10 protein-coding genes are annotated in these 12,875 nt (G+C 65.6%); 2 read left to right on the top strand and 8 right to left on the bottom strand.

Annotated features, from left to right (window positions below; all coding sequences use genetic code 11):
* Window positions 1–68: 68 nt before the first annotated feature.
* The 6 genes from NFR41_RS02865 to NFR41_RS02840 all read right to left on the bottom strand — a co-directional run bounded on the left by NFR41_RS02865 (window position 69) and on the right by NFR41_RS02840 (window position 7,046).
* Window positions 69–1,040 carry a mechanosensitive ion channel family protein gene (locus NFR41_RS02865; protein ID WP_251230643.1) on the bottom strand — a complete coding sequence of 324 codons (972 nt, stop codon included), beginning with the start codon at window positions 1,038–1,040 and terminating at the stop codon, window positions 69–71.
* Window positions 1,041–1,200: 160 nt separating this feature from the next.
* Window positions 1,201–1,803, bottom strand: a complete 603-nt coding sequence (locus NFR41_RS02860) for a 4Fe-4S single cluster domain-containing protein (protein WP_251230642.1) — start codon at window positions 1,801–1,803, stop codon at window positions 1,201–1,203.
* Window positions 1,804–1,898: 95 nt separating this feature from the next.
* Window positions 1,899–4,229, bottom strand: coding sequence for an anaerobic ribonucleoside triphosphate reductase (locus NFR41_RS02855; protein ID WP_160304947.1), 2,331 nt, complete (start codon window positions 4,227–4,229; stop codon window positions 1,899–1,901).
* 427 nt (window positions 4,230–4,656) lie between these two features.
* On the bottom strand, window positions 4,657–4,965 hold the full coding sequence (locus NFR41_RS02850; protein WP_251230641.1) for a hypothetical protein: 309 nt from the start codon (window positions 4,963–4,965) through the stop codon (window positions 4,657–4,659).
* Between the two features lie 77 nt (window positions 4,966–5,042).
* A complete protein-coding gene (locus NFR41_RS02845; protein ID WP_251230640.1) occupies window positions 5,043–5,933 on the bottom strand; it encodes a homocysteine S-methyltransferase family protein in 891 nt (296 codons plus the stop codon).
* Window positions 5,934–6,212: 279 nt separating this feature from the next.
* A complete protein-coding gene (locus NFR41_RS02840) occupies window positions 6,213–7,046 on the bottom strand; it encodes a UTP--glucose-1-phosphate uridylyltransferase (protein ID WP_160212696.1) in 834 nt (277 codons plus the stop codon).
* Between the two features lie 385 nt (window positions 7,047–7,431).
* On the opposite strand from NFR41_RS02840, the gene NFR41_RS02835 reads away from it, so the two are divergent.
* Window positions 7,432–8,787: an NCS2 family permease gene (locus NFR41_RS02835; protein WP_251230639.1), complete on the top strand. Its 1,356-nt coding sequence runs from the start codon at window positions 7,432–7,434 to the stop codon at window positions 8,785–8,787.
* A gap of 281 nt (window positions 8,788–9,068) precedes the next feature.
* On the opposite strand, the gene NFR41_RS02830 is transcribed toward NFR41_RS02835, so the two are convergent.
* Window positions 9,069–10,757: a formate--tetrahydrofolate ligase gene (locus NFR41_RS02830; protein ID WP_160212694.1), complete on the bottom strand. Its 1,689-nt coding sequence runs from the start codon at window positions 10,755–10,757 to the stop codon at window positions 9,069–9,071.
* A gap of 224 nt (window positions 10,758–10,981) precedes the next feature.
* A complete protein-coding gene (locus NFR41_RS02825) occupies window positions 10,982–11,761 on the bottom strand; it encodes a type III pantothenate kinase (RefSeq protein WP_251230638.1) in 780 nt (259 codons plus the stop codon).
* A 222-nt stretch (window positions 11,762–11,983) separates the two neighbouring features.
* Between NFR41_RS02825 and NFR41_RS02820 the strand changes: the two genes are divergently transcribed.
* Window positions 11,984–12,679 carry a response regulator transcription factor gene (locus NFR41_RS02820; protein WP_160212692.1) on the top strand — a complete coding sequence of 232 codons (696 nt, stop codon included), beginning with the start codon at window positions 11,984–11,986 and terminating at the stop codon, window positions 12,677–12,679.
* Window positions 12,680–12,875: the final 196 nt, after the last annotated feature.

Genomic DNA, 12,875 nt, shown 5'->3' with positions numbered 1-12,875 from the left:
CCTCAATCCGCCCGAAACCTCGAGCGTGCCGGCACCCCTTCGCCGCAAGACTTCGATCTGCTCTCTTGCTACGAGCCGCTCGATCCCTTGCGCGCTGCAGATTCCTTCACCGGCTTCAGGCGTAGCTTGTGCAGCACCTTCCATTCGGCCGACCGTGGCTGTCGCTTGTCGGCGGCTGTGCGACGCGCACGCTTGCGGGTGGTGGCCTTCTTCTCCTCGGCCTCGTAATTATCCATGAAGTCCTTCAGGGCGCCGATCTGGTCCTGGGAGCTTTGCAGAGCCGTTTCCTGGCGGGTGAGCGGGGCGATGGCGCGTACGATGCGGTCGGTGGCGTCGTCCACGTACTCCTGCTTGGTCATCTTGACCTCCAGCACACCCACCACCGCATCGTCGATGATTTTGGTGAAATACAGATGCGGCACCTCTTCCACGAGCCCCACCTGGGAAGCCTCGTGCAGCGCCACCTCTTCAATGGCCTGGGCCACGGTGTCCAGATTGTTGAAGACCGACAGCATCACGGACAGCTCGATGAAGCCAGCTGGATCGGTCTTCACCAGGGTGGAGGTGTTCATCATCTTGTTCGGCACGATGATGATGTCGCCGTCGCTGCTCTTCAGGCGCGTATGACGCCAGGTGATGTCCAAGATCCTGCCGGTGACGGTGCCCACGGTGATATTGTCGCCCGGCTTCACGATCTGAAACAGCGCCAGCTGCAGGCCGCCGATGAGGTTCGCCAGCGTATCCTGGGCGCCCAGCGAGATAGCGATGCCGCCCACTCCCAGGGCGGCGATGGCGGCGGACACGTTCACGTTGAAGCACGTGGAGAGCATGATGCACACGCCCAGCACCCAGATGGTGGCGCGGGCCAGGTTCACGAAGATGGAGGACGCCGGCAGGTTCTTCTGCTTGTTGAAGCTCATGATCTTGCGGATGGCGTGAGTGGCGATCCGCGACGCGACGGCCGTGATGGCCAGGATGACCACCACGGCCAAGGCCGTCAGCATCCAGTCGGTGTGGATGATGGTCTCGATATGCTGCATGAGCGATTCCATGACAGCTATGGTAGCACGACGGCGCGCAGCGGCCCCAAGCTCCAAAAGATTGTCAGCTCGGAGTTACCGCACCCGGCCGGATTCCGCCCGCCATCGCCCGCAGCGCCCCAACGCTGCGCCGGCGTCGGACGGGGTGCGCGCAGAGGGCCTACCAGGAAGCGGGCTTTTCGGGAAACACGTCGCGGGATTCCCACAGCACCACGCTGCCTGCAGCCCGCGTGGCGTCCAGGTCGATCACCCGCTGGTTCGCCGAGCCCTTCCATTTCAGGTCGTAGGAGTGCCGCGACTGCACGAAGGGGCCGTCCACCAGCACATTAGTCGCTTCCAGAAGCGCTTTGGCGCCCTGCGAGTCCACGGTGGGCAGCAATCGCTCCCCCGCCGTGCATGCCAGCAGGTCCTCGTAGAGGTAGCCGGTGTAGGTCCACACGTTCAGCCCGTGCGCCCGGGCCCATCGCCCGATGGCGGCGCAGGCCGGCGCCTGCTCGAAGGGCTCGCCGCCGGTAAGCGTCACGCCCTGGGTAAGCGGGTTCGCGGCGATCTTGGCGCACACGGCCTCCACCGTGGAGGCAGTTCCGCGCCCCTCGCCGCCAGGCTGGCTCTCGGGATTGTGGCATCCAGGGCAGCCGTGGGTGCAGCCCTGCACGAACACGGCGAAGCGCAGTCCCGGGCCGTCCACGATGGAGTCGGCCTCCAGCCCGTACAGGAGACAGGGCAGCTGACCTGCGTCCTGTTCGTCCACCCACTGATTCATACCCGCTCCTCCCGATTCAAAGAAGAGGGCGAAGGCATGCGCGCCCTCGCCCTCCCCGTGCCTGCAGCTTGCCGCCAGCGGGCGGCCAGCGACGGTTAGTCCATTTTCACCTGGTGCTTCACGCGATCGTGCTCTTCGGCGCGCTTGGCGTCGTTGAAGCGGTCCAGTGTGCCCACCAGGTAGCCGGTGATGCGGCGGATGCGCTCGAAGGAGGTTCCGTGCTCCTCTTCGCGGCGACCGCACTTGGGGCATACGTCGCCGATGATACCGTTGTAACCGCACACCGGGTCGCGGTCCACCGGATGGTTCACCGAGCCGTAACCCATACCGCACTCCTTCATGTGGCGGATGACCGCTTCGAAAGCTTCCAGGTTGTCGGTGGGGTCGCCGTCCAGCTCGATGTAACTGATGTGGCCGCCGTTGGTGAGCGCATGGTAGGGCGCCTCGGTCTCCACCTTGTCGAAGGCGGAGATGTCGTAGTACACCGGCACATGGAAGCCGTTGGTGTAGTAGTCGCGGTCGGTCACGCCGGGGATGACGCCGTAGCGGGCGCGGTCCATGCGGACGAAGCGACCGGAAAGGCCCTCGGCCGGCGTGGCGATGAGCGTGTAGTTCATGCCGCGCTCACGGGAAACGCGGTCGGTGTAGTTACGCATGTGGCCCACGATCTCCAGGCCCAGGTTCTGGGCCTCCTTGGACTGACCGTGATGCTTGCCCGTAAGCGCCACCAGACACTCGGCCAGGCCGATGAAGCCCGTGGTGAGGGTGCCGTGCTTGAGCACCTCGCGCTGCTCGTCGGCGGGCGCCAGCTTCTCGGAGTCGATCCACACGCCCTGGCCCATGAGGAAGGGGGCGTTGTAGACGCGCTTGCGGGCCTGGATTTCGAAGCGCTCGTCCAGCTGCGCGGTGACCAGGGCCAGCTTGGCGTCCAGCAGGTCGAAGAACAGGTCGATGTCTCCCTTGGCGCGAATAGCCAGACGGGGCAGGTTGATGGAGGTGAAGGACAGGTTGCCGCGGCCGGGGGTCACCTCGCGGGACGGATCGAACACGTTGCCCATGACGCGGGTGCGGCAGCCCATGTAGGCGATCTCGGTTTCCGGCGTGCCCTTGTAGTACTGGATGTTGAAGGGTGCGTCCAGGAAGCTGAAGTTCGGGAACAGGCGCTTGGCCGAGCAGCGCATGGCCAGCTTGAACAGGTCGTAGTTGGGGTCCTCGGGGTTGTAGTTCACGCCTTCCTTCACGCGGAAGATCTGCACCGGGAAGATAGGGGTCTCGCCCGACCCCAGGCCCTGCTCGGTGGCCAACAACATGTTCTTGATGACCAGACGGCCCTCGGGGCTGGTGTCCATGCCGTAGTTGATGGAGCTGAACGGCGTCTGGGCGCCGGCGCGGCTGTGCATGGTGTTCAGGTTGTGCACCAGCGCCTCCATGGCCTGGAAGGTGGTGCGGTCGGTGTCGGCCTGGGCCTGGCGGACGGCATAGCCCATGGCCTTGTCGGCGTGGGACTTGTCAAGCCCGAGCATCTTCAGCTCGCCGCGGACCACGTCCTCGTACTCGGAATTCATGTCCATGGAAGCCCACGTGCCCGTCTTCGCCTCGGCCTCGGCGCAGGCGGCCTGGGCCACTCCGCGGGGGTCGTCCAGATCGGTGGTCAGCTCCAGGGCCTCGGCCAGATGCTTCTTGTACAGGCGGCGGTAGGTCTTGCGCACGCCTTCGGCAAGGCCGTAGTCGAAGTCGCAGATGGACTGGCCGCCGTGCTGGTCATTCTGGTTGGACTGGATGGCGATGCAGGCCAGGGCCGCGTAGGAGGAGATGTCGTTGGGCTCGCGCAGCACGCCGTGGCCGGTGGAGAAGCCGCCGCGGAAGAGCTTGCGCAGCTCGATCTGGCAGCAGGTGGTGGTTAGGGTGTAGAAGTCCATGTCGTGGATGTGGATGTCGCCCTCGCGATGCGCCCGAGCGAACTTCGGGTCGATGACGCACATCTCGTAGAACTGCTTAGCAGATTCGCTGCCGTACTTGAGCATGGTACCCATGGCGGTGTCGGCGTCGATGTTGGCATTCTCGCGCTTCATGTCGGAGTCGGCGGCCTTGGAGAACGTGATGTCCTTCAGGGTCTGCATGAGACGGCTGTTCACGTCACGGGCCTTGGAGCGCTCGGCGCGGTAGAGGATGTAGGCCTTGGAGGTCTGCACGAAGCCCATCTCGGCCAGCGTCTCCTCCACGATGTCCTGCACGCCCTCCACGGTGGGGATGCCCTCGATGGCGCCGTCTTCCAGCTTCTGGACCACGCAGGCGGCCACCTCGTCGGCGGCGCTGCGGCTCTGCATGGCGCCGGAGGCCTGGAACGCTTTCTCCACCGCCTCGGCGATCTTGCCCTCGTCGAACTGAGCCGTGCGCCCGTCGCGCTTGATGATGGTGGTGACCATAGGTCCAATCTCCTAATCGCTTCGCCTGCTGTTTTTCGTCCGTCGTCTTCTTCGTGACCATCTGGGTTTTCGCGCGCCGATGAGCTACGCGGCGTGCCCGAAAATGCCACCCGCAATCCACAATATATAGTGGGGTTCGTTCGTTGAAGAGCGCACATATAGTATTTGCAGAAAAGTTCGCAGACAAGGCTTGACATATGCGATCGCCGCGTTTTCGCAGGATAGCGCCGGGGGGTTCATCGATTATTCACATTGGCTGCGAATCCGTAAGCTTTGCCGCCGCGGCGAGGCTGGCGGCCTGCCTCGCCGAGCCCGCGCCGTAGACCCGCGGCCTCGCGCCCGACCGGCCCTTGCATGCCGCAACCGCCGCATTGCGCGCTGGGTTCGGGACAAGCCGCAGCCACGTGCGGATGCGCCGGGGACAAGGCTATTCGACGGTGCCGTACACCTGACCCCAGGCGTGGCCCCCTATGGCGGAGTTCAGCTGCACGCACAGCCGCTGGCGCGTGTAGTCGCCGGGCGGCAGCAGGTTTACCACCTCTCGCAGCTCGTCGGGCAGGTCGGCTGCTTCGGCGGCCATGACGATGTCCAGACGGCGCACCTGCGGCCCCAGCCCTGCCTGGGCGAGCACCGCCGCGGCCGGATCGTCGTCGGTTGCGGGGAACAGGGAGTCCACCATGTCTTGCAACGCCCCATAGTAGGGGCTGGGCTCGCGACCCGATGCGGTTGGCGCCATGAACGTCCTTCCGTCCGGAACGCGCAGCGGCGCCCCAGCGATTCGAAGCCTTCAGATAATCGCGACGGTTCGGCGCCCTATTCGGACACCACCACGTCGAAGCCCTCGCTGGCGGCCACCAGGGCGCCGGTATAGGCGGGGGTGGCGCATCCGCAGGCCCGAAGGAACTGCGTGCCGCAGCCGCGCAGAGCCGTAGCGGCCTCCACCAGCGTATCCGGACAGTAGTAGGGGTTTTCCGCCGTGGGAGCGCCCTGGCGGTCGTCGCGCGGGCCCACGGAAAGCTGCACCAACGACGGGCGGTTCCACGCCGCCGCCTTGCCCGCCAGCGCCAACGCGTCGGCCAGGGGCGCGCCGGTCTGCAATCCCACCACGTCGGCGCCCAGGTCGACCATGGCCTCCAGCGCCTCCTCGAAGCTGTGGCGACCCCCCTCCAGCATGCCGTCGCCGCGCACGTCCGCCGAGGCGAACAGCGGCCCCTCCCACACCTGGCGCACGCCCATGAGGGCGCACTTCAGGTCGTCGACGCTCGCAAAGCCGTTCAGGAACAGCGCGTCGGCGTCGAAGGGCGCCAGCACCCGAGCGGCCTCGGCGTATTGGGCGCGATTCTCGTTCAGCGACGCCTTGCTCGACGGGTCCAAGGGCAGCCCGCAGGGGGCGATCTCCAGCAGCAGATGCTGGGGCTCGGTCTTGCGCGCGACGGCCACGGCGGCTTCGGCCACCTCCTGGGCCCGACCGTCCAGGTGCTGGTGGGCCAGGCGAGCCGGCGTCAGATAGGCCGTGGGAGCCACCATCACCTGGGCGCCGGCCACCTTGTTCATCATGAGCGCTCCGCGCACCAGCTCGGGCTCCACCAAGCAGGCGTACCCCAGGTCCTTGGCCGTATCGAAGCCCTGGTTCTCAAGAGCCGCCTGCACCGGCGACGACAAAACCAGCATGTCCTTGGCGAAACGCAGCTGAATGTCGGGCATGGGGAAATCCTTTCGATTCACAAAACGTGCATGGGTGGCACATATCATCTGCAATGTCAACTATTATAATCTGTCTCAGCAAACGAAAGATTCCCCTCCTTCAGTTTGCTTCTGCTTTATCCCCTTATGAAGCAGAGCGGTGCGAAAGCGCCGCATCATCCCCTCCTTGTGGCCCGGTGGAGTTCCCCTCTCCCCGGGCCGTCTTTTTCCTTGCTTCTAAAAAGGTCGCAGACGCGCGGAGGCGAAGCCGCGCCCGCGCGACGCGGCCATCGCGTTTGGCTATCGTCCTTCGCCGAAACGCTGGGCGTACAGGCGGTTGTTCGTGTCAAGCCAGCTTTCCACGGTGCCGGTGTCGTAGCCGTCGTCGGGGCTGACCACCAGCGCGTACATCTCCTCTTCGGCGAGCACCGCGTCCAGGGCGTCGGTCAGCTGGATCTCGCCGCCCACCCCCGGGCGCACCTCGGCCAGAAGCTCCATGACCCGCGGGCTGAGCAGATAGCGGCCGAACACCGCCAGATTCGAGGGCGCAGCTTCGGCAGCCGGCTTCTCCACCAGGCCGTCCACCTTCCACACGTCCCCGCCGGAGCCTTCCTGCACCCGGGCGCCGGCGATGACGCCGAAACGGCTCACCTGGTCGGAAGGCACGGGCATGACGGCGATGACGCTGGCGCCGCCGTGCTCGTCGGAGACGCGCTTCATAGCCGGCAGCATGGCGTTGCCCGGCACCAGCACGTCCCCCAGCAGCACGTAGAAGGGCTCGTCGCCGCAGGCTTCGGCAGCGCAGCGGACCGCATGGCCCAGCCCCAGCGCCTCTTCCTGGTAGACGTAGCTCACCGGGTAGGAGGCCACCTGCTCCACCAGGGCGGCGTAAGCGTCCTTACCGCGCTCGCGCAGCTCGGCCGCCAGCTCGGGCGCAGGCGAGAAGTAGTCCTCGATGGCCTGCTTCTGGCGGCTGTTCACGATGACGACCTCGTCGGCCCCCGACGCCAGGCCCTCCTCCACCACGTATTGGATGGCCGGCTTATCCACCACCAGCAGCATCTCTTTCGGAATGCTCTTGGTGATGGGCAGAAACCGCGTTCCCAGACCCGCCGCAGGTATGAGTGCCTTCATGGATGCCGCCTTCCGCTTCGATATCGTGCGTCCGCCGAGCATCCGACCCGACGGTGGCGCAGTTGCGAGAATCCCGAACCGCCCGTGCAGCCCGCAGGCACGTTCAGGCGGCGGTCGCGCTATTGTACCCCACCCCAATCCAGCGAAACTCCCCGCGCGGCCATGTTCCCCAAACCTTACGGAAGCCCGCATCGGCGCCCAGCGGCCCAAGCCCGCCGCCCGCGCACGCCCGCGTTCGCTGCGCTTGAAAGTTTCCGCGCCTGCGCAGCCGATTTGCGCATACAATGATGCTGCTCTTCACTGTTGACGGGACTGGCGCGCAATCGCCGGCGGGTTCTACGGCACGGAAAGCGCGGCAATCCCACGCTACCTGCAAAGGAGGATCATGGAAAAGTTCTTCAAGCTGAAAGAGCACGGGACCACGGTCAAAACGGAGGTCATGGCGGGAACCATCACGTTCCTGTCCATGGTCTACATTTTGGCCGTGAACCCGTCCATCCTGTCGGCTTCGGGAATGGACGCCGGCGCGGTGTTCACGGCCACGGCGGTGTCGGCGGCCTTCGCCACGCTGTTCATGGCGTTCTACGCGAACTACCCCATCGCGCTGGCCAGCGGCATGGGGCTCAACGCCTATTTCGCCTACTCGGTGTGCATTCCCCTGGCCGAGCAGGGCATCAACGACCCGTGGACCGTGGCGCTCACGGCGGTGCTGGTGGAAGGCCTCATCTTCATCCTGCTGACCGTCTGCAAATTCCGCGAGGCCCTGGTCAACGACGTGCCGCGCAACCTGAAGCTGGGCATTTCCGCCGGTATCGGCCTGTTCATTGCCCTGGTGGGCCTGGAGGGCGCCGGCGTTGTGGTGGGCAACCCGTCCACGCTCATCGACCTGGGCTCGTTCGCCACGCCGGAGATGGCTCTGGCCTGCATAGGCCTTCTGCTGGTGGCCGTCATGTACCACTACAAGGTGCCCGGCTACATCCTATGGGGCATCCTGGGCACGTGGGTGCTGGGCATGATCGCCCAGGCCATCGGCTGGTACCAGGTTGACCCCGAAGCCGGCGTGTACTCGCTGCTGCCCGACTTCAGCAGCGGCATCACCTTCACCGCCCCCTACTTCTGCCAGTTCAACTTCGAATTCGTGGCCAGCCACTTCATCGACTTCCTGGTGATCGTGTTCGCGTTCCTGTTCGTCGATTTGTTCGACACCGCGGGCACGCTCATCGGCGTGGCCAGCAAGGGCGGCCTGCTTGACAAGGAGGGCAAGCTGCCCCGCGCCAAGCAGGCGCTCATGTCCGACGCCGTAGGCACCGTCTTCGGTTCCATGATGGGCACCTCCACGGTGACCAGCTACGTCGAGAGCAGCGCCGGCGTAGCTGCCGGCGGCCGCACGGGACTCACGGCGCTCACCACCGGCGTGCTGTTCGTGGTGTCGCTGCTGCTCTCCCCCATCTTCCTGGCCATCCCCAGCTTCGCCACCACGCCGGCCTTGGTGTTCGTGGGCCTGCTCATGATCTCGTCGGTGACCGAGATGGACTTCTCCGCCGACGCCGCCAGCGCCATCGGCGGATTCCTGGCCCTCATCATGATGCCCTTCACCTACTCCATCGCCAACGGCATCATGTTCGGCATGCTGTCCTTCGTGATTGTGCGCATCTGCCAGGGCCGCGCCAAGGAGGTGCACTGGGTCATGTGGATTGCGGCGGCGCTGTTCGCCCTGCGCATCGTGACGCTGGTGGTATAGCCGGGCCCCGGCAAGCGCGCCCCCGGGCGAAGCAACGGCCGGCGCAGCAGCACAACGCCGGCAGAACCCCGAAACCGAACGCCCCCCGCCAGAGCATCCAGCGGGGGGCGTTCGGTTTTGTCGCCTCTATCAGAAGCCGCGTATTACAACGCACGAGGGCGGGGTTCTGCTCGAAATCCTGCGAAACCCCGCCCTCGTGCGTTGCGCTCGCGACAAACCGGGGCGCCCCGCCCAAGAACCGGGATGCGGTTCAAAGCCGGGGCACCCCATGCCAGCAATCCTTAGAACAGGCCGCTGATCACGCCCTTCTCATCGACGTCGATCTTGAAGGCGGCGGGGTTCTTGCCCAGGCCCGGCATGGTCATGATCGAGCCGGTGAGCGCCACCACGAAGCCGGCGCCGGCGGAAACCTTCACCTCGCGCACCGTGACGGTGAAGCCGCGGGGCGCCCCCAGCTTCGAGGCGTCGTCGCTGAAGGAGTACTGGGTCTTGGCCATGCACACGGGCATGCCGCCGAAGCCGAGAGCCTCCAGCTGCGCCAGCTGCTTCTGGGCGCTGGGCTCGAAGACAACGCCGTCGGCATGGTAGATGCGCTTGGCGATGGCCTCGATCTTCTCGGCGAGGGTGAGCGAATCGTCGTAGGAGAAGGTGAAGGTGTCGGCGCTGCGGCCGGCGGCGTCGCCGTGCTCGCACAAGGCCACCACCTCGTCGGCAAGCGCCAGGCCGCCCTCGCCGCCGCGCGCCCACACTTCGGAGAGCGCCACGTTCACGCCCAGCTCGCGGCACTTGGCCTCCACCAGGTCGAGCTCGGCCTTCGTGTCGGTGGGGAACGCGTTGATGGCCACCACGCAGGGCAGGTTGTACACGTTGGTGATGTTCTCAACATGCTGCAGCAGGTTCGGCAGGCCCGCCTCCAGCGCCTCCAGGTTCTCCTCGGCGAGGTCCGCCTTGGCAACGCCGCCGTGGTTCTTGAGCGCCCGCACCGTGGCAACCACCACCACCGCGTCGGGCTTAAGGCCGGCCAGACGGCACTTGATGTCCAGGAACTTCTCCGCACCAAGGTCGGCGCCGAAGCCGGCTTCGGTCACGCAGTAGTCTCCCAGGGCCAGCGCCATGCGCGTAGCCATGATGGAGTTGCAGCCGTGGGCGATGTTGGCGAAGGGGCCGCCGTGCACGAAGGCCGGAGTGCCTTCCAGGGTCTGCACCAGGTTCGGCTTCAGCGCGTCCTTGAGCAGCGCGGCCATGGCGCCTTCGGCATGCAGGTCGTGGGCGGTGACCGGCGCGTCGTCGTAGGTGTAGCCCACCACGATGCGCCCCAGGCGCTCCTTCAGGTCGGTGATGGAGGTGGCCAGGCAGAAGATGGCCATGACCTCGGAGGCCACGGTGATGTCGAAGCCGTCCTCGCGGGGCACGCCGTGGGCCTTGCCGCCCAGGCCGTCCACGATATGGCGCAGCTGGCGGTCGTTCATGTCCACCACGCGCTTCCAGGTGATCTTGCGCACGTCGATACCCAGCTCGTTGCCGTTCTGGATGTGGGCGTCCAAAAGCGCCGCCAGCAGGTTGTTCGCAGCGCCGATGGCGTGGAAGTCGCCGGTGAAGTGCAGGTTGATGTCCTCCATGGGCACCACCTGGGCGTAGCCGCCGCCCGCAGCGCCGCCCTTGATGCCGAACACCGGCCCCAGGCTAGGCTCGCGCAGGGCCACCACCACGTTTTTGCCGCGCTTGGCAAGCGCATCGGCCAGACCCACGGTGGTGGTGGTCTTGCCCTCGCCGGCCGGCGTGGGGTTGATGGCCGTTACCAGGATGAGCTTGCCCGGCGCATGCTCCTGGTCGGACAGCAGGTTGTAGTCCACCTTCGCCTTGTTCGTGCCGTACATCTCCAGGTACTCCTGGGGAACGCCGGCCGCCTGCGCGATCTCGGAAATATGCTTGGGGTTCGCCGCCTGGGCAATCTCGATGTCGCTGAGCATGGAAACCTGCTTTCTCGTCGGATGACCGTTCGGCCCCTCGCACCTCGGCCGATTCGCTTGGTGCAAAGTATAGCGCCCGAAGAGCGCAACACGGACGGCGCGCGCCGAACGAGCAGTCTCCCTCGACGAAGAACCGCGCGGGCGTCGACGCGGCGGCAAGCATCGGCGCAATCGGGAGCGCAGGAAAGCGAGGCGGCCGCCGGTGCGGGCTGGGCGCGGGGCTGCTAGCCGTGGTTGCTCACGAACTCGTTGTAGACCAGGCGCAGGCCCTCCAGGGTGAGGTCGGGGTTCGTGTCGGTGATGGTGCTGCTAATCTTGGCTACGCGGTAGGCCAAGCCGCCCGTGGCGATCACCGGGGCCCGGTAGCCCAGCTGGTCGAAAATGCGGTTCACGATGCCGTCCACCCGGTCGGCCTCGCCGTAGACGATGCCCACCTGCATGGCCTCAGCGGTGTTGCGCCCGATGGCTGTATGGGGGTCGGCGAAATCGATGGCTCCCAGCTTGGTGGCGCGCTCGGTCAGGGCGGATGCCGACGTGTCGATACCGGGGGCGATGACGCCGCCTACGAACTTCCCGTCCTTGTCGATCACTTCCATGTTGGTGGCCGTGCCGAAGTCCACCGTCACCACTGGCGAGCCGTACAAAGCCTTCGCCCCCACGGCATCGGCCACGCGGTCGGCGCCTATTTCGCTGGGGTTGGGATAATCGGTCTCGAACAGGGCGCCGGCCGCACGGGCGTTGCAGATGACGGGCATAACGCCCAAAAGCACGAAAGCCGCCTCGCCCCACGCATCGGTCAGCTTCGGAACCACGCTTGCGATGCACGCCCCGTCAAGGTCTTGCGCCGACAGCTCCGCAGAGGCCAGCAGCGGCTGCAGCTTCAGGCGAAGCTCGTCGGCCGTATGCAGCTTGTTCGTAGCCATGCGCCAGCGTTGCACCAGCTCAGACCCGCGGAATACGCCGATAACGGTATGAGTGTTTCCCACATCTATTACAAGTAACATATTATTTACAGGCTCCTTGTTTAGGAAGAAGGTCACCATTGGAAAGATATAGTTATAATTGTTTCGGTGATATGATAACGCGTTGATGGGAAACCGTCGGGCAAACGCTACGATTGTCACCAATAAGGTTGCCTTTGGGAGTAGAACCGCTGGAAACCGCGGCCGCCCGAAGGCACCGCGAAGCGAAGCGCACATCTTCAAGCTACGATCGGAAGGCACACTATGCGCGAAACAATGCACCGCATCCTCGTCTGCGACGACGAGCCCTCCATAACCGAATTCGTGAGCTACGCCCTGAAAAAGGAAGGCTTCACGGTCGATGTCGTCGACAACGGCGAAGAAGCCCTGAACCTGGCTGCGAAGAACAGCTACGACCTGTTCGTTTTGGACATCATGCTGCCGGGCATGGACGGCTACGAGCTGTGCCGCCGCCTGCGGGCGCGCACGTCGGTGCCCGTGCTGTTCCTCTCCGCCCGCGACACCGAGCTTGACAAGGTGGTGGGCCTGGAAATCGGCGGCGACGACTACCTGGCCAAGCCCTTCGGCGTGCGCGAGCTCATCGCCCGCGTGCGCGCGCTGCTGCGCCGCGGCAACGGCGGCGACTTCCCGGGCGCCAACCACGCCATCACCGCCTCCGGCATCACGCTGGACGAAGACGCCCACACCGCTTCGGGCGACCATGGCGAGATCGAGCTCACCCCGCGCGAGTTCGAGCTGCTAGCCAGTCTTATGAAGAACGCCGGGCGCGTGGTCTCCCGCGAGGATTTGCTGCGCGACGCCTGGGGTTGGGAGTACCTGACCGAGACCAAGACCGTGGACACGCACATCAAACGCCTGCGCGACAAGATCGAATCCGCCGGCTACGACCCGGCGCTGGTGGAAACGGTCCGCGGCTACGGGTACCGATTCAAGGCGTAGCGCAGAGCCGAAGCGCTACCGTATTGCCGGAGCAGACAGGGCGCATCCTTCGCGGGTGCGCCTTTTTTTGCGCGCGCCGGCCCCCGCCGCACCGGGCAGGCGGGCGGCACCGGCGCCCGGCACCTAGCATCAGGGCGCCCGCCATGCCGATCTTTCGTTTCAGCACGCATACGGTTGGACGCAACGAGGGGCTGAT

The sequence above is a fragment of the Adlercreutzia aquisgranensis genome (assembly GCF_943193145.1).
GTDB classification, from domain to species: domain Bacteria; phylum Actinomycetota; class Coriobacteriia; order Coriobacteriales; family Eggerthellaceae; genus Xiamenia; species Xiamenia aquisgranensis.
The sequence above is the reverse complement of the archived record's forward strand: the minus strand, read 5'-3'. Positions and strand labels throughout refer to the sequence as shown.